Here is a 25,495-nt window from a genome sequence, read left to right on the forward strand (position 1 = left end):
CAATGTTGAATTGTAACTTTTAGTAAGTTTTGTGAACCAGGAAGTATCATGGCTGATATAAAAGAACAAGTATTAGCTATTCTAGAAGAAGTTTGTGAAAATGATATTGTAAAAGAAAATTCAGACGTTCAACTGTTTGAAGAGGGGCTCCTGGATTCCTTTGGTGTTGTTTCTTTATTGGTTGAAATTCAAGAGCGTTTAGACATTGAGGTATCTATCTCTGATTTTGATCGCATTGAATGGGCTACTCCAAATTTAATCATTCAAAGATTAAAGGAAATGCAATGAAAAAGTTCTACGAGAACAGTTAGAGGTACCACCAGCAAGACGTGGATTTACAACGTTAAGGATATTCTAGTACTAAAATCCCAATCTCTCAGTGATATAAATGAGAGAGATTGGGATTTAATTATTCAACAATTGCGCAATTTAATTGAATAACTAAAATATAGGCTTAGTCCTAAAATCGCTCATAACTTGTTGAACTAATGCCCCCTTTAATTTAAGTGCAATCATTCACAATCTTTACATCGAGCATACTGGCACTGGAAATAAAAAACGAATATCAAACACTATTTTTAGGTAGTATCTGATATTCGAATTATAGTTCAATTAGATATTAGATTATTTTCTTAAGGTTTTTAATGCACCACTCCAAGCGACAACTTGGTCAAGCATTTCATTTACATTATTAAGATGTAATTCAGCTGGTTTAAAGGTAGTATAATTTTCAAAATCTGTAAATAAGGACAAGGTGGGGTGTACACGAACATCAGCAATCATTAATTCCCCCAAGATGCCCCGTAAATGTTCAGCTGCACGAGCACCACCAGTTGAACCATAACTTACGATACCTGCTGCTTTGTTATTCCAAGCTTCACGAGCTAAATCAAGTGCATTTTTTAAGGCTCCTGTTATGCTGTGATTATATTCTTGAACGATGAATACGAAACCATCCAAGTTGTTAAGTTTTTCATTCCAAGCTGCAATTCCTGGTTCTGTCCCATCAGTTGTTCCTAAAAATGGTAACTGATAATCCACAATATCTATGATTTCATAGTTTGCATCTCCACGTTTGTCAGCAATTTCTTTCACCCATTCTCCTACTTGTGGGCTAACTCGTCCTTGTCTTGTACTACCTAAAATAATTCCTACATTTAATTTCTCATTTGTCATTTTTTCTTCCTCCTTTATAGATGAACTTCCAAATAATTTGGATAGAAACCCCATATTAATTACCACCTATTATTTTTTAAAAATCTATATTATAAAGAACTTTTATTAACACGTATGAACTCTGTACAATAAAATCCAAAAGTTCTTTTTTACACGTTCTTACTTAAATTCCCTGCTCTTTTTCCAAGTAAAACCACAAGACTTAAGATGAAAAAGACCAAGGCAGGCATAGCTAATCCTATACCTTGTCCAGCTTTAAAATGTGCAAACACAGCACCGACCATCAGTAATACGAGTCCGCCTGAAGCCAGTAAAGCAATTCTTGATTTCCAGAACCCAACCAAAAGTCCAATAGCCCCTAATACTTCACAGAAACCTACAAAATACATGAATCCTAACGGATAACCAAAACCTTCAAATATTTGAACTTGCATTACATTTCCTGTTAGCTTCATTACACCAAAAGCTGCAAAACCAACCGCAAGTAATCCTTGAAGAATACGAATAACCCATTTCATTTCTTTTTTCTCCTCTTATGTTTTATCTGTTATTTTTGTAAATTTTTTGCACCTATTCCTAATTTCTTTAATAAATAAATTAACTGTTCTTTCTCTTCGTTAGTAATGAATGAAACATTTTCTGAGATTGTTGCAACGTGTTTTGGGAAAATCTTGTCAAAAAGTGCTCTTCCTTTTTCCGTTATGACGACATTAGAAGCCCTTCTATCATTAGGGTTTGGTTGTCTTTCTACAAACCCTTTCTTTTCTAACTTATCTACCACATAGGTGATACTTCCACTTGGAATAGAGAACGTCTCACTGATCTTTTGGACAGGATGCGGACCTTTATTGTAAAGCAATTCAAGAATCATAAAATTTTCCCGACTAATATTATGGCTTTCAATATCTTTTAGTATGTTTTCAGTAATAGTTTGAGAAGCTTTCAGCCAAACACGAAACAACCTCAAATCCAACTGACTTTGTTCATCTCCTTGATACATTCATCGAACCTCCTATTATAATGGTTTTTAAAATTCAATTTAGGTTATCTTGGTTTCCTGTATAGAGGATATTCAACTTCAGTCGGAACTCCAATTAGGAAGATTCTAAGGTCTTTATCTAAAGCTTGAATTGTTACTTTCCCACCCTGTCCTGATTGAACGATAACAAAATCCTTATGTCTAAAATGATTCGGTTGATTTGTATCTAATGTGAACGATCCATCGCCCTTGATGGCTAAACCAGCTAATGTCCGGTTTGGAGCAAGACTATGGGTATATACCGTACCATTTGGAATGGAGATATCCCACATCCCCGCATCTGTCACAATTTTCATGGGTGAACCATTTCCTAGTATGGTCTTAATTGTCACACTTTCTTTTTCTAGGACAGAAAAATCCTCAGAATTGTATTGTGAGTAAGTTGGGGTTCGTTTTATTGCTTGGCTTAAATGGGGTTCGAACCAGATTTGAAACACTTCAGATGGTTCTTTTAATGCTTCTGCATGATACACACCGGAGCCTGTTTGCATGAGCTGAGTGCCGCCTTCCTCTACAACACTTACTGTACCAAGCGTATCACGATGATAACCTTTACCCTTGATTACATAAGTGATGATTTCAAAACCTTGATGAGGATGCAGACCAATTTCCGCGGGTTCGGAAGAATGTCCCCAGGCCCAGTAAAATAATGGTCCTAGTCGATTGATTAGTGATCCTTCTCCAGAAAAGCCAATCGGTTTTTGTTCTATAATTTTACCGTCATCGAATTGCCCATACGCCTGATCTCGCGGTTTAATAATTTTAAATTCCATTTATATTTCTCCTTTAGATTAATTCGATATTTATACAAACAAAGATCCTAGGTTTATTAATAAAACTACCAATCCTAAAATGAGTAAAATGATTGGCATCATCATTTTGTTTACAGGATCCTTAACTTTCATGTGTGTAAAAATTGCTCCCAACATTGTTCCTACAATTAGCAAAGCACCCCACGCAGCTAATGTATCATTCCAAATACCTGAAATGACTAATACCGCCGAAATCACTTCAACCAGACCTGTAAATACCCTAAAACCTGCTGGATACCCATAACGCTTAAATTCATCCACCATTTGCTTTGAACCAAATTGCATAAACCCAAACATTAGGAATCCTAATCCTAATATGCCTTGAAGAATAATTGATAAAACAGTCATTTATTTTCTCTCTCTTTATCCTAATATTATTTATCCTAAAATTAGTACATTTTTATCCTAACATTAGGGTATATTTTGTGTCAATAAAAAATAACCCATTTTATTTATAACGGGTTCTAAAAATAAATAGCGGTAAGTCCGCATGCCCATCAAGTTAATATTTTGAAGTACCCCAAAACGAAAATTTTATCTTTCCACAATTGTCTATGAGAATTAAGCTTATTTTTTTCGTTTTGGGGAACAACGGATTTCTTAAGTTGATGGATGTGGTAACGCCACATACCCATCAACTTAAGAATTCAGAATTACCCCAAAACAAAGATTTTGCACAAGTTTCTCAATTTTATCGTTTTGGGGTAGTTTATTTTTTTAAGTTGACGGCTGTGGGTTTCTACCCCTAATTTAATTTTAAGCTTAACACATATAGCACCGTCCATTTTTATGACGGTGCTAAAAATAGAGTTATTTAATAATTGTTTAAGAAGTAGGACATTTTGTTTGTTCTAAATACCCTTATTCCTTCTCTCATTCTGAATAATTCGTTCGTACGATTTTATTGTAGCAAAATGCATACCTTCATGATATAAACAAAAACTGAGTAATTCTTCTACTGTTGATAAAGTAAGACCTGTTGACGTAGTAAAAGGTTTCTCGATAACTTCTTTTAACCGAAGTTCCAATGTTTGTTCGATCCCCTCTATTTGATTTTCTAATAATTGGATCAATTCACTAATTGTTGGTAACTCCTGATCTCCCCAATTGGTGGGCTTTGTATCAGTAGTGAATAATTCCGAAAAGTTATTCGGCATTATCATTTTTTCCTTAATAAAATAAAATGCAAGCTTTTCTTGCACAACATATATATGTCCTAGATTCCATTTTATATTATTATTAAATCCCTCTGGAATAAACAGTGATGCTTCATCATTAATTTCTGCCACGTAATTAATTGTGTTTTCTCGAACAAATCTTAATTGTTTAAAAATGTAGTTTTTCATCTTATTTCCTCCTGGGCAAACATTAAAAGGATGGAACTATTCCAGAAACAATTATCGTTCTCCGTTAGTCTATTGATTCTGCTACTGAAATTTTTAGTGAGGAATGGATATCTGATGACGAGTTTTTTGTCACTGAATCTGAAATTTATGGGAATAATAAACTCTATCATCAATTGAAAAAAGAACTTCGAATAAGAAAAACATAGGGAGATTTTAGTCTTCCTATGTTTTCATTCATATTATTTATCTGTTTGTTTTTGCTTCTTTTTCAAATACTCCGCACGTATTTTTTCAAGTTGCTGCTTTTTATCAAATTTGGCAGGCTTCTGTTTTTCATGAAACTTTGTCACAGCTACCTGACCTTTGCTATCCAATTGATATTTTCCCACTTTGTTCACCTACTTTTCTTGTCTTTAAAGAGAATCTATTCAACAAATATAATATACCTTATTTTACTGAAGTAAACCTTATTACTTTATTAGCGTACTGCTAACTTTGCATATATCAGTAAAAACATTAAAAACTTAGTAAAATAATTCATCGCCAAATGGTATTCATTTCATTGCTATAATCAAAATAAAATGCCTTGACACTCTGCATAAGCCTCAATAATTCTATTTCTTGTTTGTTCAGCTCTCTTCTAAAGGTCCAATTGTTCGGTAAATAAGGTTTAAAATATTAAAACAATCTAAGTCTACTCCATCTTTTAAATGGTTCTTAATGCTAATAACCATTACGTTCTCGATGATTTCAAATTTAGGTTTCTGAGGGGAAATATTGTTTTTTTTGCAAAGTCTTTTTACTACTTGTTTAAAAAAATCTACATCCCCAATATTTTTCTCCAAAAAATCACCCCTTGTTATTAACTTTTCTACTTATATCTATCTTGATCCAAATATTACCTTCTTCAACTAACCTGCCATTTGTTTAAGTACAAACCTTCACAATCTCTTTTAAAATTTAACATAAATATCCCATTTTCTTTAAAGGTGCTCTTCTATAAACTGGACCGTTTGTGGAACAACTTTATTGTTATTCAACACTCAATTCTTTGGGACCTTTTTGTTTATAAAGGTATACCTTTATGGACGTTTTTTAGCAATGACTTATGACACCAAGTAATGATACCTCTTAAACCCTTGTTACCAGTAGGGTGTCGATGTAGTGTCAAATCTTATAACTTTTGACACCCAAAAAAATAAAAAATCTCTTCAGCAATCTGAAGGGATTTCATGTTTACATAATCATGACTTTCTGGACAATCTAAGTGCCGTACGAAATTATCAGCATTTCCTCAATGTTAATCAGTAATAAACAGCTGGAACATAATTTTACTTCTATATGCAATACATACGAATGTTGAGATATCATCCATTTTAGTGCATATATTCTCATATATTACAAATAATTTATATAAATTCCATTTTTTAGTATAATTATCAAAAATAAGCGGGGTTACCTTCTTTATGAAAATGATTAAGAAAATGTTCAGTCAGCTTTTTGCTAATAGCTCTTTCATGCATCACTCGTCTCAACATTTTGATCAACATATGAACTTACATACAAGTTTGAAACAAAATATACAAAATATAAAAGAAACTTTGGGAGACAGCAGCGACATCGTTATTCGTAATATTAAAATTGGAGAAAACGAATGCGTAGAAATAGGGGTTGTTTATATAAAGGGATTAGTCGATACAGAAGCTGCTCAAAATTTTATTATGGAATCCCTAATGCTGGATATAAAAGGAACGACCTTAGAATCGCTCCTTTCCTCCAAATGCATTTTAGAAACGATTAAAAACTCGATTCTAACAGTTACAGATATTAAAGATGTACAAGATTTTGAAATGCTATTTGATAAAATCCTATCAGGGTATATTATCATTTTGGTAAACGGATTTGCCCAAGGATTTACCGTAGGACTGCCAGGATATGAAAAACGGAATGTATCAGAACCGAGCTCAGAAGGAGTCGTACGCGGACCAAGAGAAGGGTTTACAGAATCGTTACACACCAATATCACACTGATTCGACGTAAAATAAAACATCCGCATCTTTGGTTAGAAAGCAAAAAAATCGGTCGAATGACAAAAACGGATATTGCTATTATGTATATCCATGGAATCGTAAATGAAGATATATTGAAAGAATTGAAATCAAGATTAGATAAAATTGATGTTGATAGCATTTTAGAAGGCGGATATATCGAAGAATTGATCCAAGATGAAACATATACACCGTTTCCGACCGTTTATCATACAGAACGTCCGGATGTCGTCGCAGCTGCTCTCTTGGAAGGAAGAGTGGCTATTATAATAGATGGAACACCATTTGTGTTAGTGGTTCCAGCCTTATTTAGTCAATTTTATCAATCAGCCGAAGATTATTACCAACGTGCTGATTTTGCAACATGTATGCGTTTTCTTCGAATTCTCAGCTTTTTCATTGCTTTGCTGGCTCCTTCTCTTTATATTGCTATAACAACATATCATCAAGAGATGCTTCCTACTCCCCTTCTCTATAGTTTAGCGGCACAACGCGAAGGCGTTCCTTTTCCAGCTTTCATAGAAGCCTTGTCGATGGAAATCACATTAGAAATTTTACGGGAAGCGGGAATACGAATGCCAACGGCCGTAGGCTCTGCTGTTTCCATCGTAGGAGCTTTAGTAGTTGGCCAAGCTGCAGTAGAAGCAGGACTCGTAGCTCCAGCTATGGTCATTGTTGTATCGATAACTGCCATTGCAAGCTTTGCTTTCTCTTCGTTCCATATGGCTATTTCAATCCGAATGTTACGCTTTGTCTTCATGCTGCTTGCGGCTTCTTTAGGGCTATTTGGTATTACGGTAGGGATTATTGCTCTTGTCTTACACTTGTGTCGATTACAATCGTTTGGAGTCCCTTACATGAGCCCATTTGCTCCATTATTACTGTCTGATCAGAAGGATACGTTAATAAGAGTTCCGCAGAACATGTTAGTTTCGCGCCCTCAATCGATCGTGCACAAGAACAAAATCCGGAAACAAAGTCCTGATTATCCTGATTCGAAACAGCCAGAGTAGTATGAAACAGAGGAGGTAATCATGAAACGGATAACAGCGATATTTGTAATAATGTCTTTTCTCCTCAGTTTGACAACTGGGTGCGGGAGCCGAAGAGAGTTAAATGAATTAGCAATTGTATCAGGTATAGCCATAGATAAACAAAAAGGTCAATATTTAGTATCTGCACAAGTTGTTGATCCTGGAGAAGTATCTGACCAAAAAAGCGGGGTAGCTCCTGCAACATTCTATAAAGCGAAAGGAAAATCCCTTCTAGAGGCACTGCGAAGAGTTTCTGTGAAGGCTCCGCGTAAATTGTATGCTTCACACTTGCAAATGCTTGTCATTAGTGAAAAGGTAGCTTCGCAAGGAATCGGCAAAATATTAGATGCATTTTTTAGAGATCCGGATTTTCGTTCAGATTTTTTAATCGTAGTGACAAAAGGAATTGAGGCGCAACAATTATTACTAATTACAACACCTATTGATAAAATTCCTGTGGGAAATATGTTCAAGTCATTGATATCATCCGAAAAGATTTGGGCATCTGTAACAACAGTTACGATTGATGCACTCGTATCTGATTTAGTAAGCGAGGGAAAGGATCCTATCTTAACAGGTATTACAGTTACACACAAAACAGAGAAAAAGAAATTAGAAAAAGCGAATAAAGTAACAAATATACAACAAATGCGTAGAGATTCCGTCTTTAAATATGTTGGATTAGCTGTATTCAAAAAAGATAAACTGATTGGATGGCTCAATGAGGAAGAAAGCAGTGGGTATAATTATGTGATTGATAATGTAGTACAGACTGCAGAAACAATAGTGTGTCCAAAGAAAAAAGGTAATATGACGGTTATCATAACAAAGTCGCATTCGAAAATAAAAGGTATTGTTGAAAATGGTAAGCCTAAAATACAAGTACGGATACAAGCAAAAGGAAAAATATCAGAAATTGATTGTAAAGGCAGTGATATTACAAATCCAAGAACGATTTCTTTGGCCGAAACACAAATAGAACAAGCAATTAAGCGCCATGTAAAAACTACTGTACAAACCGTCCAAAGGAAGTATCAAGCAGATATCTTTGGCTTTGGAAACAGTATTCAGGGTGCACATCCAAAGGCTTGGAACACCATGAAAAAAGATTGGGATAAAACATTTGCTCATCTGCCGGTGGATATCGATGTCCGTGTAACCATTCAACGTACAGGAAAATTAAAAAAATCTTTCATAGACGATATTAAATGAATGAATGGAATATACGCATTCTTTTTATTTTTATGAGTTATAAATAGTTTCTATATTTGGGGTGGCTGATACATGAAGAAACAAAAAATAAGTCCGTTTCAACTATTTACTTTGATGTTCTTGTTCGAATTAGGAACTACTGTTGTAGTTGGAATAGGATTGACGGCAAAACAAGATGCTTGGTGGATTATACTCCTAAGTACAGGACCGGGCATGCTCCTGTTTCTTATATACAGCTCACTCTATCGTCAAAATGAAAATCTCCCGCTTACAACTTACATTCCACGCGTTCTTGGACGATACATAGGATATCCGATGTCTGTTCTGTATATTTTGTTTTTTATGTATGAGGCAGCAAGAGATGTACGAGACCTTATAGAATTGTTGATTATTTCGATAATACCTGAAACTTCTATGTGGATTATTGGGGTAGTAATTGTACTTCTCATTACGTACGCTGTTTATTGGGGAATAGAACCACTGGCAAGGGCGGGAGAGATTTTCTTTTTTGTCATCGTCATTTTAGGAACAATTGGAGCTCTTTTTATTTTTGTGTCTGATGTGATAAAGCTTAAACATTTTCTACCCTTATTTCAAATCAAATGGAAAACTATCGTGACAAACATACTCCCGGAGACTGTTAACCTCCCATTTGGTGAAGCAGTTACCTTTACTATGCTATTTCCTTATTTAAATCAGTCAAATATGGTCAGGAAAGCAGGAGGATCCGCTATTGTTTTAGCAGGAATAGTGCTTAGTTTCACCGTAGCTTTGGAAATTGCTGCATTAGGATCTTACATAGCATCTACCAGTGTATTTCCACTGCTGACATTAACCCAAAAGATCAATGTGCTAAATTTTTTGCAACGGTTAGACGCGATTGCTATTTCTGTTCTCATTATTTGTGTATTTTTTAAAATTACTGTATTTTTTTACGCAGCTATAATAGGAATCACAAATATGTTTAAGATAAAGAAAAGAATTTATCCTATTGGGCTAGTAGGTATTATCATTTTGATTGCTTCCATCCTAATGGCTAGCAACACCATCCAACATTTAGACACAGGTACAAAAATCCTGCCTGTATATCTCTTTATCCCACTACAAATTGTATTTCCACTCTTTTTGCTTGCAGTTACTTGGATAAGAAAAAAACTAAACGTGAAGTAAATGTAATTAAGAATCGACTACAGTAAGAAGAACAATTATACAGTGCCGTTAAGCAAAGATAAATAGCAATGGCGTTTCATTTTATGAAAAATATGATATATAGCTCTGGCGTAATCCTTTTACAATTAAATGTCACTGTATATATAAAATCAAGATACCCTAGCAGGTAGCTTGATTTTATATATAGCGACAGGTAATTTTGAAAGAAATACGACAAATAAAAAAGAAAGTCCCATCTTACCATCAAACATAAATAAAACATATGTTTTATGAAACTTGTTTTTTGATACAGTTTTTGAAATCAGAAAACAAAAAAATAAAGGCTTTTTTAGCCTTTATTTCAGACCGTAGACAACGAAACGATGTAGGAAGTAAGTCGCTTTTACCTATCTTATGATGAGTTTTCAATCCTACATATCCATTTGTAATACATCAATAGCAAGAACAATAAGATAGGGTCTACCACAACGGAGTACCATATTGTCCACCAACCATAGTGAAAATAACCAAATGGTTGTGGCAACAATGTAAACCGTTCATACAATATTAAACCTACTGTCCAATATACAAAGTAAAGGACTTTCTTGATTTTCAATGCTTGAAATGGATACCAATTTAAAAACATCATATTAACAGGTGGAATAAGTGGAGTAATAGCAGGAAGGCTTTCCCAATCAACTGCTTTTGTAAAGTACCAATACCCACCGTATTTAACGTCAATATACCGATCATCCAACAGTTGAAATACAATCGTGAATGTCCAAATATGAACAATTTGATTTTTTGTAAGATGCTGATTTGTTTTGAACGCAATCAGATTGAAAAGAAGAACGGAAACAATAAGTCCTATCATGCTATAGTTCCTTTTTTCTTAATTTATCCAAAGAATTCTCAATGATTCTAAATATGTGAGAGAAAAAACTCCTGTATACACAGCAAATATCCCTGATCGATTTAGCCTGAAATTGAGGAAGTGTATAAAAAACAATATGTAGTAAAAAATACAAACGCGAAAAATTCCCTGTTTTTTGAATATATAAAGGGGAAATAAAATGAAAAGCGAAAGCCGGCAACGATTAGATAAAATTTTTAAAAAGATATTTCGAATTCAAGGATTCTTATGTTTCGTTATAGGAATAAAATACTTAGCATACTTACATTGGGATACATACTGGTATGGTTTAGGACTTATACTATTTGGATTCCTTTATTTTGGATTCTTTTATTGGAATCCAGATAAACTATGGTTCCTAGCTGAAGAAGAGAAACAAGACAATAAATAATGAGGCCGATTGTATGCAGGATTCATGGATTTATCATCATTTTATTAACACTGTTTTATTCCCTATATCAATACTTGGAGTAATGTTCCTGATAGCCTGTATTTTCTTATATCGTTCGATAAAGAAATCAAAAGAAGAACAAACTTCATAAAACGAATACCTTGCCAAGCTGTATATTCCATACATGTTAAGTTTAGTCGGGTAAGTTAGGGGCATCACTGCCCCTTCCTCCCCTAAGAACCGTGCGAATCCCTTTCGAGATACAGCAGCTCAAGCCTCCCATTGCAGGTCCATTTGTTATCGTATCTTCTTCACAATCCTGATAGATAAGTTAAGCGTACGCCGACGCTCCGTTTGGAGGTATACATAACAGTACGCTTCTTTCGTCAGAAAATAGCCATAACCTTATGTTCCTGCGAGAGACCAACGAGAAGTGGGCTCCCTTTCGGGCCTGTCAAGGGTTTGTCTGTAAAGACGACAGTATCCGTCCAGTTATACAGTTTCCTGCTTTCCTGTTCCCTGCTTTCCTGTTCCCTTTCGAGATGACGGCATTCGCTTTCTCTCGTATCCTTTACCCTCTACCACATCGTTTGACCTTACGGTCTCCCTACTGTTTGTACAGATGACATAGGGCTTACCAAGTTCCGCATCCCATAGATACGACGAGGTTAGGTGGGTTCTTTACTCCGGACAAGATGTGGGACGCGGCACAGCAGCATTATGAATCTGCTTTTCCTCTTGCCAATACCCGAGTGAATCTGTGCACGATCTCGAGCTAACGTTTACGAAGCTTACAAACCTTCACTTTTGTTCACCATACTCATCTTCCCCTAGCAGTGTTCCGAACCGTGCACTGGCTCTCTGTTTCCGCATTTCCTCATGCAACCCACGCACCCGTTACCAAGTACGCAGTTTCGGACAGGGATAGTTTTTGCGTCTAAACTAGTAGCATAAGCTACACTATATGAAAGCGACATCTTGTCGCACCATAATCCAACATTATCGGCAGTCAATGTATCTAAAATGCTAAAAACCCCCTTCAGTGATCTGAAGGGGGTTCATGTTTACATAGTTCCCGAAAGCGGAAGTTGCATAGGATTTATTTTGTTCCGTTTATGACAAGGTCTGCTCTTTCATCAGGTCTATGTTTTCTTACATAAATATCCTCTGAAATCATCCAATTATGTTCCCATGTATCACGAGCTGCTTCTCCATCTCTTTCAATACCTCTCGCAAGTCGAATTTCGCGAGGACAATCCACCCAAATCTTGAAATCATATGTATGTTCAAGTTCTTTACGAAGGGCGTAAACACCCTCAATTATAACAATCCCACCAGTAGGAACTAAGTGCCATTCTGCCAATTTATCTGTATTCCAATCGTAACGTTGATAATAACTATCTTGGTTTTGACTAAGAGGGTGAATTACTTGTTCTAATAAGCGATTCCAATCAAAATCAGCCCCGATGGGTTTAGAATCAGGACTTCCTTTTAAGATTTGGGAAGAAGGAAAATAAAAATCATCCATATGAACAATTGTTACAGTGGGTTTTATGGTCTGTAACGTATTAGCAAATGTACTCTTTCCTGAACCTCCGCATCCATCAATTCCAACAAGAATCGTCTCTTGCTTTTTAGGCAACTTTTCAAGTGTATCCAATAGGTCACTAAAGGCGCACACCTGATTATTATTTGAAGAAAAATTCATATCTCTCCCCCTATTGTTTATTACAGCAAACCCCTCTCATTCTGGAGAGGAACTACTTGCAGAAAATATCATACAAAATATACAAGATAAGAATTCCTGCTATAATGCCACCACCAATAGTTGGAACACCGAAAAAAGTACGATTAGCAAAGTCATCTGTTTGAATAGCACTTTTCTTCTGTTTTTTTTCCTTCTCTTTATCCATCGAAACCCCACCCCTTTTTCCTAATTATACCATTCGGGAAAGGAGGAAAATTGTAGATTTTGAATGTATATTCCATACACATCAAGTTTACATAATAAATAATTATCGGAAGTCAGCGATTTGTTTTCAATGTAATCTTTTGGAGTAAAGTTTACATTCGTTTTGTTGTTTTTATTGATCTCTTCTTGTTTTTAGTGACACTTTGCAAATATCAAACAAAAGTATACATTCATTTCATTGGTTTTATTGGGTTTCAAGAAGGGGATAATACACTCCCAAACACGAGATAATAATGTTTTGAGAGGTGGGATTATGAGATTAAAATGGTTTTTTGTAGCTATAATTTTCATTCTTGGTTTTATCCTTTCAGGATTTGACAATAAAGAACCAGTTAAGATTTCTATTGTTTCAACTTCAGTAACTAAACAAGGACTTGGGTATGACATCAAATTAAAATTCATTCATTGTAATGAGCTTTGTAAAAACAATTTACATTTAAAGGTTAAACCTGGATTTGATTTAAAAAGTTTAATGCAATCCAACGGCAGAGAACTATTGTTACTAAATGAATCCAAATATATAAAAGGTGATATTGGAAAGTATTATTTAGAGTATAAAATTAAAGAAAATGAACCTATAAATGAAATAATTTTCTTTTCTAAATACGCAACCTTACTTGTGATGGACGGTTCAAAAGTAATTCAAAAAGTACCTCTAAAACAGTTTAGAGAGAAAACCTTACCTTATTAACATTAATTTTATAAAAGCACAAAAAGAATCCCATTCCTTTTATAAGAAAAGAAGGGGATTTCTGCTTTTGTGGCAATATTTTTATTGTTTTAATTGTTAATTCGTCGGATAAAAATCTACCTTTTCATAAGAATTTGTCCTAGGATTGAATACCTCTCCTTTATTGTTGATTTTTCTATATCCAAATTCATCTGCAATCACAAAATAATTATTTGGAGCAGGGTTACGAGATAAGAAAACCATGATTTCCGAGTTTTTATCTTTATCTTTATTAGCTTGGTGCTCAAGTTGATAAACAACTTTTTGAGATTCACGCTCTTGTTTAGAATATTGTTTTTGTCTATGAAGGATACCATTGCTATCAACTTTATCGGGTACTGGTGGGGCGTTATTCAGATAAGTATCCAGAGTCATTTCCCCTCCGTAATACACTATATCTATCCCATTTTTCATTTCTGAATCCGTCAGAGTTCCCTTTAGCAGTTTATTTATTTTCATGTGTGACTCAGTTTCAATCGTACCATGGTCTACAAAGGATTTATTATCTTTCTCAAATTTCCCTACTAAAACAATATCCGCTTCTTGATACATTGTGTAAACAGAGGCCACGGCTTTGGTATAATCCGCATAGGAAGACAGTGTAAATGCTGTTTTCATGCCTGCTGTTGTTCCGCTTATTGAAACGCTTTTAGACGTGGCTAGAGAATTGCTTGACTTCTTCTCATCCTGATTGGAGCAAGAAACTACACCCAACATCAGAACCGCTAAAACAGCAAATAAAATGCTCTTCTTCAAAAGAGCCCCCCTCTTTTTGTCCGCCTATTACTATAAGATTCACCAGTTATTAGGGCAATCCCTGTATGTGCCCCACATTCATGGCAAGTCAACATAATGTGCGTTGTAGGAAGTTAATTTATGCAAGAAATCCCCTAATATAGGGGTAGCGTCAGCAGTTTGGAAATTTACTGGCGGTACCCCATCTAAAAAAATTAATTCTTTTTAAAAATAAATAACATACATATATTTTGAGAATAAAGAAAGGGTGATTAAATGAAAAGAAAAAAAGAAGAAAAGTCTTTTTATTATAATCCGGGTAGCCATTATTTTGATCGGAAAAATAAAAAGTATATTGACTATATTGATTATATTGTGATTGGTGCAGGAACTGCCGGAGGAGTAATTGCAAAAAAATTAACGGATAACATGTCTACTTCTGTACTCGTTCTTGAAGCAGGGACTAATATGATAAACGAGCTAAGTGATCCTTCTCGTACAGGATCAGCTCTTTTAGCTTCTGATAATAGGCATTCGTTTAATATTTTTACTAAAACGGAACTAAACATTGGGCGTCAGCTTCGATTATCAGGTGGCAGAGCAATTGGGGGAAGTTCAGAACATAATGCCATGTATGCAGTACGTGGAAGTAGTAATCTATATGATGAGTGGGCAAAGCTCGTTGGACCTCAATGGAGTTATAACAATATTCTTTCTTTATTTAAAGAAAATGAGACATATACAGGAAACACACAAGAACCGAACGCACGTGGAACTCATGGTCCTATTTTTGTTAGACAACAAATAATTCCTGATGGTGGACTTATAGAGACTTTAGCTAAAGCAACATCAGATACTTTAGGTATCCCAATTGTCGAAGACTATAATACAGGCATAAGAGATTGTACATTTTTCAGATCACAATTTATGCACAAAGAAGTGAATGGAAAGTTCATTCGTTCATCTACTGCAACTGGATATTTAAATGAGAATATTGTCAAACAAGGAAATGAGTTCCGTCCAGATGAGTTTGGGATTAATAAGAGAAAGCTGTCCATTCTCGCAAAAACAACGGTGAATAAAATTCTTTTTCAAAAAAGAAAAGGAGTTCACATTGCTGTTGGCGTTGAGTTTGTTAGGAATGGGGTATCAGAGAGAGCTTTAGCAAGAAAAGGAGTCATTGTTTCTGCGGGTAATTTTTCCTCTGTCATTTTACAACGTTCGGGAATTGGGAGATCAACTGATTTAGCTAAAGCAGGTATATCAACATTAGTAGAAAGTCCAAATGTTGGTCACAATTTTCAGTCTCACTTTTTTGTTGGGATCGGAATAGAAGTAGAAACACAACGACTTCTTGATGTAATAGACGCTGATCCAGATCAGCCTTTTCCATCTGGAGCTTTTAAAGGAGAAGATGGAGAAGGTCGCCGGCTTCAATTGTTTACGTCACCGCAACCAAGTTTTGTTCCTAATCAAGTTGTATTTATTAATAATTGGGGTTTTGATCGAGCAAAGCGGAGCAATATCATGAGTATTGGGATTGGCGACGTAAATCCAAAAAGCAGAGGGACGATTATGGTAGCACATAGCGATCCTGAAGCTTATCCATCGGTTAGCTTTAATCCGTTAGATAATCCAGATGATTTAAATTTTGTGGTGGATCAGTATATTGAGACTTTCAATATTATGAAGAGAGCTCGGGAAATAGATCCCGGTGGCATTTATAAGGTTGTATACCCACCTGAAAATATATTCGAATTAACTAATGAACAAGAAAAGCGAAGCCAGCTTGCCGATTATGCCAAGTCGTCTTACACTAATTTCGCTCATTTTGCAGGGCAATGTAAAATGGGTAGAAATATTCAAGAAGGTGTTGTTGATGGATTTTTGAATGTCTTTGGTACCCAAAATCTAAAAGTTGCTGACCTTTCCATCTCACCTATTATACCAGATGGTAATACTTCCATTCCAGCGCAGATGATTGGTTTAAATACTGTACGATTTATTCTAGAGGGCTCTTAACCATACATTCTAGATGATAAATTTGATGATGATGATTCTGAACATCATTAATGATAAGAATAAAATATTAATAGAAAAGAAGCTATTTTTGTGAAATGTGTCTGACACAATGGTTGGTCTAATAAAGATCAATTAATTGTTTAAGCAAATAGCAAATAACAAATAACTTCGGTACAATGTGATGCATCTCTTAAAGTAAATGTAGAAAAACTCCTGTTTGGGCAACGTTTTCTTCAAGAGGGGATTTATGGAAAAAAGGACAAGTCTTTTTCCTGTATATCCTATACATATTCAGTTAACATAATTCCACATTATCGGAGGTCAATATATCTCATACACTATAAAACCCCCTTCAGAAAGTCTGAAGGGGGTTCTTGTTCACATAATCATTGTTCTCGGCAATACAAGTAACACATTTCTAGTTTTTAATGAATTTTATTTTACTGATAATTGAGCATATAATGCTTCAAAAATTAAACTACCTCTTTCTAATGCTGTTATATCATCAGGGCTTGCTAATCGAATTCCATCGCATATAAAATCAAGTCCTGGTGCAACTGGCTCCAAAGATACTTCCTGTACAATATCCGCTTCGTCTACAATGAGAGCAATTTGTTCCAGTATTGGGTCTTTGACCTCAAACTCTCGCAACATTGTATGGAATGTGCAATGACCCTTTCGATGAGAAAGACGAACACCAGGAATATCAAAGGGTTCTGCCCCCTCTGGGAATGGCTTTTGACCTACTGGAATAAATAAAAATTCTGCTTCGGAATCAATCCATTTTCTGATAAGCCATGCACAAGCCATCCTGTCTACTCCAACGTTTTCCCAAGTAACCCACTTCATCCATGTATTCCTCCTCTGGCAATTTGTAATTCTTCCAATACACGTTTTCCTAGGGGAGATTGGAAATAATCCTTTACTTTCACCTGCTGATATTTTTTAGAAAGAGAAATAAGGTCTACTTCTTCTTTCTTCAATTCTTCTAAAATTTCCTCATACTCCTTATCTACTTGGAATAAAAATTCTTTTATGATACATTCTTCATTCATTCCCAAGACAAGCTGTGACTCCCATAGACTGGCTTCCCCTCCCAGTTCTTGAATTTCAACAGTTAACCATTGAAATTGTTCCTTTGTTTTCGGATGGGATGGAAGACACCAGACAGAATCATGAAGAAGAACGGCGCCGAGTTTCTTCAGTTTTCTCCATACATACACACGTATTTTACTTGGATTGCGTGGAATCTTATACACCAAATGCAACCATTCCTGCATGAATCCATCTCCTAACTTTTAATGCATCATTGGGTACACAATTAATCCAATAATAGCTGCTACAAGAATAATAATCGGTTCCGAAGCTTTCTTACTCTTCCATAGAATTCCTAACGTGATAAGGGCTAACAACGCCGTAGGAATATCGATGATAGACCGTTTCCCCAATACAATTACTGCACCACTAATGGCTCCGGTTGCAGCAGCTGTAACACCATTTACAAAAGCATTAATTCCAGGAACTTTTCCGTATTTTTTAAAGAAAGGTGCAGGAATAATTGTTAATAAATAGCACGGAAGAAAGGTAGCCAAAGCTGCAACAGTTGCTCCTGAAAATCCGGCTACTAAGTACCCTATGAACCCTGTTGTAATAACAACAGGACCCGGTGTAATCATTGCCACAGCGACCGCATCAAGGAACTGTTGGGCATTCAACCAAGCGTGTTCTTTAACAGTACCTCCATATAGAAAAGGAACAATGGCAAGACCGCTACCAAAAACAAATGCTCCTGCCTTTGTAAAGAAGGTGAATATGTTCCATAGAACACCTGTATTTGAAGGTATTGTGGCTCCCAGCAGTACAGTAAGCGAAAATGGTTCAAGAATGCTTAATTTTGTTTTTTTCCATAATCCCTTTGGAGGCGATTTTACTAACCAATATAAAATACCAGATCCCAAAAATAACAAAATATTTTCTGTCTCGGTAAGAACTGTTACTGTACCGGCAATAAAAAAGATAATCCAAAGCAACCAATCTTTGCCGATTGTTTTGGTAGTTAATTTGTAAGCACTAAAAGCAACAATTCCAATTACACTGGCACCTACTGCATAAAAAACAGCTTGCATCCAAGTTAAGCCGCCGAATTTTACATATGCCCAACCTAAAGCAACAACCATTACAAATGAAGGAATAACAAATGCAATTGCTACTAATGTCGCTCCAAGTAGTCGGTAGTGAACATAACCTAAATAAATAGCTAATTGTGCGGCCAAGGGACCAGGAGCAAGTTGTGAAAGAGCAAGACCATCCTTATAGTCCTCTTCTGAAATCCAACCTCGTTTCTCCACTAAGTCTCGATACATATAACCTGTTAAGGCGACAGGTCCTCCAAAACCAACAGTACCCAACTTTAAAAAGTATACAATCATTTGCCAAAGTGAGTAAGTTGCAGTTTGAGTTTCATTTTTTAACTTTGCTTTTGAAAAATCACTCATTCCTTCTCCTCCTAAAAGTAATACTGGTTACATTTATAAACACATTGTATGTCATAATAGGAAATATTAGAAGATTTTTTGTAACACTGGTTACATTTTAAGTTTGTTAATTGAATAAAATATAATGAATACTGTATACATGTGAGATTGACATAACTCGTTATTATCGGGGGTCATTGGATTTAGGAGCCTACCAAAAAACCCTTCAGTTAAACTACCTGAAGGGCTGTTGAGTTCACACAATTTATGTTTTTGAAAGTATAAGTAATGTGCTTCTAGTTTTTATTGAATTTGTATTTTCAATAGCTTCTCGTAGTCCCTTTGCCAGTTTTATTGCATCATCATTTGCCCAAAAATGTAAGAAGAACAAGCGTGGTTTTTCATACAACATATGGTTATGCAATGCTGTTACTTGAATATTATGTTTCCTTAAAGTACGTATAACAGAATTGACTTCTTTTGCCGTTAATACAAAATCTCCTGTAATGGCGGCTTTCCCTTTGTCAGTTGGCTGGAAGTTAATTGCTGTTGCAATTCCCATAGAAGGGGGGATAATCATGCCTTGATCAGTGATATCTTCAACACGTGGAAAACTTATTTTATAGATGCCGTTACTGACAATTCCTTTTTTACCAAAAATATTGTCCAACTGTTCTTTTTCTAATTCGAATTTCCCAGTTGAAGGAGATGGACTGTCTTTTAATGGAGTATTTGACTTGATTAAAGCGGAATGAAGTTTTTTTGCTAAACCGACTATTTCTCCATGCCCTTGTATATGCATATACATAATACGGGGTGACTCGCCTAGTAGGTGATTATGCAAAGCAGTTACTTCTATTCCGTTGTTTATCAATTCGTTCATCACGGGATTAACCTCATCTTCGGTAAGAACAAGATCACCCATTACCATTCCCCCATCGTGTACTTCCTTAAATGCAAGCCAAGACCCAAGTACAAAAGAAGGATGTAAGAGGATATCACTCACTTTAATTTCTAGGTCTGTTCTTGGGAGGCTAATGTAATAAACGTTTCCTGTTTTTATTTCTCCACTTTTTCCGATTACTTTTTCAATCGCTTGCCAATTACTTTGTTGAGAAACATGAGCCATAGTAGGTATTTGGGGATTTGTTTTCATTTCAATTCTCGAATTATTGTTTAACAGAATGTTTCCAACAATAATTAATACTGAAGCTAGAAATAAGCCTATCATGATTTTATTTTTATGAAACATCGTAAAACCGCCTCTGTTTATAGAATTTTTTACTTATTTTTACAAAAAAATCCTAAAGTTATTCTTTTTTAAAAGGGGGTCCCGATGTCAAAATTCAAATTTTATACGCTAATACAGTTTCTAGAAGGAACTCCCTGCTGTTCCTACGCTAAGAAACAAAAACAGCCCCAAACGGGGCTATCTTGTTCATATAAGATTCGTTCCAGGAATTCAATACATCTAGTATTTTATAAAAAATCCCTTCAGATCGTTTACTGAAGGGATTTTTTACTGCTATTGGAGGTTCCTTGTTTAATCATTATGGTTACGTTGTACTAATGAGACTTAAGTTTTGATGGGTGGAATGATGTTCTAAATTTAAAGAATAGAAATATAGCTCGAATTAACACATCTATGGCAATAGACAACCAAATACCAGCTATCCCCATTCCTAATTGAATTCCCAATACATATACACCTATCACACGAATGACCCACATCCCAATAGCGGTACTGTACATTGGGCTTTTCGTGTCTCCTGCTCCTTGTAGAGCTCCTGCTAATACTAAGCTAGCTGCTAATGCTGGTTGGGCAAACGCATCAATTCGTAACGCTGTCACTACCATATCAATCGCATGTTTGTCGGTGGTAAACCACGAAGCAAACCAAGGAGAAAGGAAGAACAATAGAATCCCAACGAAAGACATAAAACCAACAGCAATACCAGTTGTCAGCATTCCATATTCATACGCTTCTTTTTTACGCCGAGCTCCAATCTGTTGACCTACCAATGTTGTGGCTGCAATGGCTAATCCATAACCTGGCATATAAGAAAATGTTTCGATGTTTCCAGCAATGGTGTGAGCCGCATAGGTTTCTGTTCCGATTCTAACGATTAATCCAAAGTATAAGACCTGCCCTAGACGCATGATCAATCTTTCGATAGCTGCGGGTATAGAGAGTTGTAAGATAGGCTTGATGAATGGGGTGGTACGTGAGAACCCATCTTTCCACAGAGAAAATGCCACTTTTGATTTTTGAATGTAATAATACAGAGCCAATGTCCCTAGGATACGTACGATGACAGTAGCCCATGCTGCCCCTGCTATTCCCAATCCGTTCCATCCAAGTAAACCAAAAATCAAAACATAATCGAGACCGATATGAATGATATTAATCCACCAACTCACTTTCATTGGTGTTTTTGTATCACCAGCGGCACGGAGGATACTACCAAAAATAAACATGAGGGAAATAAATACAGATGGGACAGCAACAATGCGGAAATATAATGCTCCATCTGCTACAACCTTTGATTCTGCTCCCATTACGCGAAGAAGAGGCTCTGCGAAGAAAAATGAAATCACACCAAAGAGCAATCCAAGTGCGGCAGATATAATTGTCGATTGTTTCGCAACACCTTTGGCCAACACTACATTTCCAGCACCAATATGACGTGCAATCAACGAAGATGCTCCTACTCCAATTGCCATAAAAATGGCGATATAAACAGCTAGTACAGTATTGGCAACCCCAACAGCTGTAACTTCTGCTAATCCTAATTTGGATACAAAAAGCGTGTCTACAAATCCAACCACGGTTTGGAGAGTATTTTCAATCATAGCTGGTACAGCCAATGCTAAAATCAGGAAAATTTTTTGCTTCCTTGTGAGCTCCTGATTTATTCCTTCGGTAACCATTGAGGGTTTCTCCTATCTAATAAAATTTTCTAATGCCTTCTTTAAATCTTGCAATACCTTCTCTTCATTGCCTTGATGAACTGCGTCTACCAGACAAGTCTCCATATGATCAGCAAAAACAACCTTAGCAGTGCTGTCAATTGCCTTTCGCACAGCTGCCAATTGCAGCAAAATATCAGAACACTCTCTGCCCTCGGTCGCCATATTTTTAATAGCACGCACGTGCCCCTCAATCCTTGCTAAACGGTTAATGACTTGTTTGCGATGTTTATGTTCATGATTATGATGATGGTTATGTTCACTCATTCTCATCCCTCCTTAAGAACATAATATCCCCCCTAGGGGGATATGTCATAATAAAATTTTTTATAAAACTACAATTCCACGTGTATACCATATTCATGTCGAGTTAACATAATTTCTCATTATCAGGAGTCAATGTACCTAAGATTCTATAAATTGATCTGATCATTTTATTTTCGTGTGACGAAATTCATTATTTCATTTCCCTCTTTTTTATGGTATTTATATTATAAAAGACAATAAAATACATAGGTTATTAGGTGCCTTTTTGTAAGCAAAAAGGGTAACAGGGAATGAGGTGAAATTCCTCAGCGGTCCCGCCACTGTAATCAGGGAGCAACTTTCTACAGTATCCACTCAAAGTCTTGGGGAAGGAAGAAAGAAGCATGGATCTGAAAGCCAGGAGACCTACCTAGTAATCAGATAGTAGCTGACCTTCGCGGAAAGGGGCTAGTGTAAAATGTATTCAACATGAACGGTTATTATTTAAGGGTATCGCTGTTAAAATACGAAAAACGTACTTTAGAATAGAAATAATAGTATTTATAAAAAAATCCATTTCTGTACGTGTTTTTCGAAATATCGATACTGCTTCTAATATACCTATCTTTAAATTTCCTTATGTTTTTCTTGAGGATATAAAGATACATGTTGTATCCTCATGTCACTGCCCTCCCCTCCCCAAGTCTGGCTAGGGTTTTTTGTTGTGTTTTTAAGAAGAGGAGGAGAGAAAATGACAAATCAATTTGTACTAGTTTTTATGTCTTCGTTACTTTTAGGATTTAGACATGGAATTGATTGGGATCATATTGCAGCTATCACAGATCTTGTTGGTGTAGAGACAAAAGCAAAAAAGGGAATGTTCTTAGCTACAATGTATTCTTTGGGCCATGGTTTGGTTATTCTTGTTCTTGGTGTAATAGCAATTGGACTTGGTAAAGAAGTTCCTAGTTGGCTTGATGCAACAATGGAAATATTAGTGGCTTTTACACTAATCATATTGAGTATTTGGATGGTTATTACATTAATTCGTCAATGGAATGGTTTTGAACTTAAGAGCAAATGGAGTGTTGCTCTAGATGGACTTCGACAATTAAAGTATGTAATTGCTGCTAAAATATTTAAAAAGGAAATTGAACAAATTTCTTCGACAAAAAAAACTGTTGGATATGCAGGAGCTTTTTTAGTTGGTATTATTCATGGGTTTGGTGCAGAAACACCAACGCAAATTTTATTGCTTAGTACAGCTGCTGGAATGGGTACGATGATTTTAGGAGGTTCCGTAGTACTCTCTTTTGTAATTGGTTTAATTCTCTCTACTTCGCTTATTGCGTTACTGGCAGTAATTGGTTATATGAAAGCACGTTTACGTCTCTCAATATATCGAATTATCGGCTGTCTTACTGCTGCATATAGTTTCACATTAGGAGTTATAATACTTTTGAAAATTTAATCATACTCTTTAATTTAGAAAAGCCGTTTAACAAGATGAACGGCTTTTCATTTTTTAATGAAATTAAAGTTGAGACGAGTTGGATAATGTTTTAAATCTAAATAAATGTATCCCGTATTCATATTCAATTGACATAATCCCCGTTCTCGGAAGTTAAAAGTTTTGAGTTTCTTGCTCAATTAAGGCACCCGTTAGCCGAATAAGAAAAAGAGTCGCACAGCTACCCCATTGTTTAATTAAACTCTCCATTAGTTAAAGATTAACTTCTCTTCTCAAAAGCTAACCAAGTTCCTAAACCAATTAAAGTAAATCCACTAACCTTTTTCTGCCATTGCATTACAGTTTTATTTTTCGCTAAAACATTTCTAATCGAACTCGCAATAATTGAATAGCAAACATCAATTATTAAACCAAGCAATCCAAAAACAACTCCTAGAAATATGAATTGGAAAAAAGTGTTCCCTTTGTCGGGATTAATAAATTGTGGGAGAAAAGTAAGGAAAAATAAAGCAACTTTCGGATTAAAAATATCAGTTATAGCTCCTTGCCAAAAAGCTTTCCACATACCACCATGATTTTCTTGAATATTAATGTTTATTCCCTCTTTATCTCGAATAGTTTGTATTCCTAAATAAATTAGATACGCAGCACCAATATACTTAACGATTTGAAAAGCAAGTGCAGAAGTCATCAAGATAGCTGAAAGTCCGAATGCTGCAAGAAGAATGTGGAACATAATCCCTAATTGCATCCCAAATGCTGTGGCAATTCCAACCTTTTTACCTCCAGCAACGCTACGGCTCACTATAAATGCTACATCTGGCCCTGGAATAATTGATATTACCAATGTAGCAAATAAAAAAGCTGTAAAAGTAGTAAAATCTAAATTAATAAAACCAAACATAAATACACCTCCGAAGTAAATAGGTATTATGACTATAAACTCATTAAGGAATATTCACAATATTTATTATGGTTCTGGTACAAAAACTTCAAGATAATGCAATTAATCTCTAAATCTTGGACATACTGATACTACTACTCTAAAAAAGGAGCATGATCAGTATGGAAAACCAAAATTCATTCAAATGGAAACATTATCAGCCTGACATTATTTTGCTAACTGTAAGATGGTACCTACGGTACAATCTCAGTTTTCGTGATTTGGTAGAAATGATGGAGGAACGAGGTTTATCCATTGCTCACACAACCATCATGCGTTGGGTCCATCAATATGGTCCTGAACTAGACAAGAGAGTTCGCTGTCATCTTAAGAAAACAAATGATTCTTGGCGAGTAGATGAGACGTATATCAAGGTAAAAGGTCAATGGATGTATTTATATCGCGCAGTTGATTCCGAAGGAAGTACGATTGATTTTTACCTAAGCAAAACAAGAGATCATAAGGCTGCAAAGCGCTTCTTCAAGAAAGCTTTGCGGTCTTTTCATGTTTCTAAGCCACGTGTCATAACAGTGGATAAAAATCCGGCTTATCCTATAGCAATTGAAGAATTGAGAAAAGAAAAAAACATGCCATCAGGCATGCAACTCAGACAAAAGAAATATTTAAACAATATCGTGGAACAGGATCATCGCTTTATAAAGAAGCGAGTTCGCTCTATGTTAGGATTGAAATCATTTCGTACAGCCAATTACATACTGAGTGGCATAGAAGCGATGCATATGATTAAAAAGAAGCAGGTTCATCAAGGAGTGAAATCTGTCCAAAATCGAAAAGAATTCATTGATAAGCT

At 35.6% G+C, this 25,495-nt stretch carries 29 protein-coding genes and 1 riboswitch; of the genes, 10 read left to right on the top strand and 19 right to left on the bottom strand.

All coding sequences use genetic code 11. The features are described 5' to 3' along the window. The first annotated feature begins 48 nt into the window (after positions 1–48). Positions 49–288, top strand: a complete 240-nt coding sequence (gene dltC / locus EP737_RS20490; protein WP_129730462.1) for a D-alanine--poly(phosphoribitol) ligase subunit DltC — start codon at positions 49–51, stop codon at positions 286–288. A gap of 336 nt (positions 289–624) precedes the next feature. On the opposite strand, the gene EP737_RS20495 is transcribed toward dltC, so the two are convergent. The 5 genes from EP737_RS20495 to EP737_RS20515 all read right to left on the bottom strand — a co-directional run bounded on the left by EP737_RS20495 (position 625) and on the right by EP737_RS20515 (position 3,375). Beyond that, complete coding sequence (locus tag EP737_RS20495; protein ID WP_129730464.1) at positions 625–1,230, bottom strand: NADPH-dependent FMN reductase; 606 nt, start codon at positions 1,228–1,230, stop codon at positions 625–627. Positions 1,231–1,325: 95 nt separating this feature from the next. Further along, positions 1,326–1,694 carry a DoxX family protein gene (locus tag EP737_RS20500; RefSeq protein ID WP_129730466.1) on the bottom strand — a complete coding sequence of 123 codons (369 nt, stop codon included), beginning with the start codon at positions 1,692–1,694 and terminating at the stop codon, positions 1,326–1,328. Between the two features lie 29 nt (positions 1,695–1,723). Continuing rightward, the gene (locus tag EP737_RS20505) at positions 1,724–2,176 is read right to left on the bottom strand and encodes a MarR family winged helix-turn-helix transcriptional regulator (RefSeq protein WP_129730468.1); all 453 of its coding nucleotides are present in this window, start codon (positions 2,174–2,176) and stop codon (positions 1,724–1,726) included. Between the two features lie 44 nt (positions 2,177–2,220). After that, positions 2,221–2,988 carry a pirin family protein gene (locus tag EP737_RS20510; protein ID WP_129730470.1) on the bottom strand — a complete coding sequence of 256 codons (768 nt, stop codon included), beginning with the start codon at positions 2,986–2,988 and terminating at the stop codon, positions 2,221–2,223. A 30-nt stretch (positions 2,989–3,018) separates the two neighbouring features. Then, a complete protein-coding gene (locus tag EP737_RS20515) occupies positions 3,019–3,375 on the bottom strand; it encodes a DoxX family protein (RefSeq protein ID WP_129730472.1) in 357 nt (118 codons plus the stop codon). Between the two features lie 257 nt (positions 3,376–3,632). Between EP737_RS20515 and EP737_RS26065 the strand changes: the two genes are divergently transcribed. After that, complete coding sequence (locus EP737_RS26065; RefSeq protein ID WP_205650990.1) at positions 3,633–3,776, top strand: hypothetical protein; 144 nt, start codon at positions 3,633–3,635, stop codon at positions 3,774–3,776. A 102-nt stretch (positions 3,777–3,878) separates the two neighbouring features. Here EP737_RS26065 and EP737_RS20520 read toward each other — a convergent pair whose 3' ends face one another. The 3 genes from EP737_RS20520 to EP737_RS20525 all read right to left on the bottom strand — a co-directional run bounded on the left by EP737_RS20520 (position 3,879) and on the right by EP737_RS20525 (position 5,218). Then, a complete protein-coding gene (locus tag EP737_RS20520; protein ID WP_129730474.1) occupies positions 3,879–4,373 on the bottom strand; it encodes a DinB family protein in 495 nt (164 codons plus the stop codon). A gap of 239 nt (positions 4,374–4,612) precedes the next feature. After that, entirely contained in the window at positions 4,613–4,762 is a 150-nt protein-coding gene (locus EP737_RS25755) for a hypothetical protein (protein ID WP_165350876.1), read from the bottom strand. Between the two features lie 240 nt (positions 4,763–5,002). Next, positions 5,003–5,218, bottom strand: coding sequence for a hypothetical protein (locus tag EP737_RS20525; RefSeq protein ID WP_053348812.1), 216 nt, complete (start codon positions 5,216–5,218; stop codon positions 5,003–5,005). 672 nt (positions 5,219–5,890) lie between these two features. Between EP737_RS20525 and EP737_RS20530 the strand changes: the two genes are divergently transcribed. The 3 genes from EP737_RS20530 (at position 5,891) to EP737_RS20540 (ending at position 9,838) form a co-directional block, all read left to right on the top strand. Beyond that, the gene (locus EP737_RS20530; protein ID WP_246040324.1) at positions 5,891–7,435 is read left to right on the top strand and encodes a spore germination protein; all 1,545 of its coding nucleotides are present in this window, start codon (positions 5,891–5,893) and stop codon (positions 7,433–7,435) included. Positions 7,436–7,456: 21 nt separating this feature from the next. Further along, entirely contained in the window at positions 7,457–8,668 is a 1,212-nt protein-coding gene (locus tag EP737_RS20535) for a Ger(x)C family spore germination protein (RefSeq protein WP_129730478.1), read from the top strand. A 72-nt stretch (positions 8,669–8,740) separates the two neighbouring features. Further along, positions 8,741–9,838, top strand: a complete 1,098-nt coding sequence (locus EP737_RS20540) for a GerAB/ArcD/ProY family transporter (RefSeq protein ID WP_129730480.1) — start codon at positions 8,741–8,743, stop codon at positions 9,836–9,838. Between the two features lie 391 nt (positions 9,839–10,229). Here the strand turns inward: EP737_RS20540 and EP737_RS20545 are convergent, their stop codons facing one another. After that, complete coding sequence (locus EP737_RS20545) at positions 10,230–10,691, bottom strand: hypothetical protein (protein ID WP_129730482.1); 462 nt, start codon at positions 10,689–10,691, stop codon at positions 10,230–10,232. A gap of 199 nt (positions 10,692–10,890) precedes the next feature. Here EP737_RS20545 and EP737_RS20550 point away from each other — a divergent pair, with 199 nt between their 5' ends. Further along, positions 10,891–11,121 carry a hypothetical protein gene (locus tag EP737_RS20550; protein ID WP_129730484.1) on the top strand — a complete coding sequence of 77 codons (231 nt, stop codon included), beginning with the start codon at positions 10,891–10,893 and terminating at the stop codon, positions 11,119–11,121. Between the two features lie 1,099 nt (positions 11,122–12,220). On the opposite strand, the gene EP737_RS20555 is transcribed toward EP737_RS20550, so the two are convergent. Both EP737_RS20555 and EP737_RS25760 read right to left on the bottom strand, forming a co-directional pair. Then, positions 12,221–12,829 carry a uridine kinase family protein gene (locus EP737_RS20555; RefSeq protein ID WP_129730486.1) on the bottom strand — a complete coding sequence of 203 codons (609 nt, stop codon included), beginning with the start codon at positions 12,827–12,829 and terminating at the stop codon, positions 12,221–12,223. Positions 12,830–12,881: 52 nt separating this feature from the next. Then, a complete protein-coding gene (locus tag EP737_RS25760) occupies positions 12,882–13,034 on the bottom strand; it encodes a hypothetical protein (RefSeq protein WP_165350877.1) in 153 nt (50 codons plus the stop codon). A 312-nt stretch (positions 13,035–13,346) separates the two neighbouring features. Here EP737_RS25760 and EP737_RS20560 point away from each other — a divergent pair, with 312 nt between their 5' ends. Next, entirely contained in the window at positions 13,347–13,784 is a 438-nt protein-coding gene (locus EP737_RS20560; protein ID WP_129730488.1) for a hypothetical protein, read from the top strand. Positions 13,785–13,880: 96 nt separating this feature from the next. Here the strand turns inward: EP737_RS20560 and EP737_RS20565 are convergent, their stop codons facing one another. Continuing rightward, a complete protein-coding gene (locus tag EP737_RS20565; RefSeq protein ID WP_129730490.1) occupies positions 13,881–14,579 on the bottom strand; it encodes a hypothetical protein in 699 nt (232 codons plus the stop codon). A gap of 255 nt (positions 14,580–14,834) precedes the next feature. Between EP737_RS20565 and EP737_RS20570 the strand changes: the two genes are divergently transcribed. Next, on the top strand, positions 14,835–16,580 hold the full coding sequence (locus EP737_RS20570; protein WP_129730492.1) for a GMC family oxidoreductase: 1,746 nt from the start codon (positions 14,835–14,837) through the stop codon (positions 16,578–16,580). A gap of 435 nt (positions 16,581–17,015) precedes the next feature. On the opposite strand, the gene EP737_RS20575 is transcribed toward EP737_RS20570, so the two are convergent. The 6 genes from EP737_RS20575 to EP737_RS20600 all read right to left on the bottom strand — a co-directional run bounded on the left by EP737_RS20575 (position 17,016) and on the right by EP737_RS20600 (position 22,291). Beyond that, complete coding sequence (locus EP737_RS20575; RefSeq protein WP_129730494.1) at positions 17,016–17,429, bottom strand: chromate resistance protein ChrB domain-containing protein; 414 nt, start codon at positions 17,427–17,429, stop codon at positions 17,016–17,018. After that, positions 17,426–17,860 (bottom strand): Chromate resistance protein ChrB, encoded by a 435-nt coding sequence (locus tag EP737_RS20580; RefSeq protein WP_129730496.1) that lies wholly within the window; start codon positions 17,858–17,860, stop codon positions 17,426–17,428. The genes EP737_RS20575 and EP737_RS20580 overlap by 4 nt, the downstream gene beginning before the upstream one ends. 18 nt (positions 17,861–17,878) lie before the next feature. Then, on the bottom strand, positions 17,879–19,075 hold the full coding sequence (locus tag EP737_RS20585; RefSeq protein ID WP_129730498.1) for a chromate transporter: 1,197 nt from the start codon (positions 19,073–19,075) through the stop codon (positions 17,879–17,881). A gap of 244 nt (positions 19,076–19,319) precedes the next feature. Then, positions 19,320–20,306 carry a DUF1259 domain-containing protein gene (locus EP737_RS20590; RefSeq protein WP_205650991.1) on the bottom strand — a complete coding sequence of 329 codons (987 nt, stop codon included), beginning with the start codon at positions 20,304–20,306 and terminating at the stop codon, positions 19,320–19,322. 314 nt (positions 20,307–20,620) lie between these two features. Then, positions 20,621–21,985, bottom strand: coding sequence for an MATE family efflux transporter (locus EP737_RS20595; protein WP_129730500.1), 1,365 nt, complete (start codon positions 21,983–21,985; stop codon positions 20,621–20,623). 12 nt (positions 21,986–21,997) lie between these two features. Continuing rightward, positions 21,998–22,291 (bottom strand): metal-sensing transcriptional repressor, encoded by a 294-nt coding sequence (locus EP737_RS20600; RefSeq protein ID WP_129730502.1) that lies wholly within the window; start codon positions 22,289–22,291, stop codon positions 21,998–22,000. A gap of 238 nt (positions 22,292–22,529) precedes the next feature. Then, a riboswitch (cobalamin riboswitch) is annotated at positions 22,530–22,718 on the top strand. A gap of 303 nt (positions 22,719–23,021) precedes the next feature. Here EP737_RS20600 and EP737_RS20605 point away from each other — a divergent pair. After that, positions 23,022–23,741 carry a HoxN/HupN/NixA family nickel/cobalt transporter gene (locus tag EP737_RS20605; protein ID WP_165350878.1) on the top strand — a complete coding sequence of 240 codons (720 nt, stop codon included), beginning with the start codon at positions 23,022–23,024 and terminating at the stop codon, positions 23,739–23,741. Positions 23,742–24,000: 259 nt separating this feature from the next. Here the strand turns inward: EP737_RS20605 and EP737_RS20610 are convergent, their stop codons facing one another. Continuing rightward, positions 24,001–24,645, bottom strand: coding sequence for a LysE family translocator (locus EP737_RS20610; RefSeq protein ID WP_129730505.1), 645 nt, complete (start codon positions 24,643–24,645; stop codon positions 24,001–24,003). Positions 24,646–24,806: 161 nt separating this feature from the next. On the opposite strand from EP737_RS20610, the gene EP737_RS20615 reads away from it, so the two are divergent. Next, a partial coding sequence (locus tag EP737_RS20615; protein ID WP_129730507.1) for an IS6 family transposase occupies positions 24,807–25,495 on the top strand: 689 nt, incomplete at its 3' end.

Source organism: Ectobacillus funiculus (genome assembly GCF_004138295.1).
Taxonomy (GTDB): Bacteria; Bacillota; Bacilli; order Bacillales; family Bacillaceae_G; genus Ectobacillus; species Ectobacillus funiculus.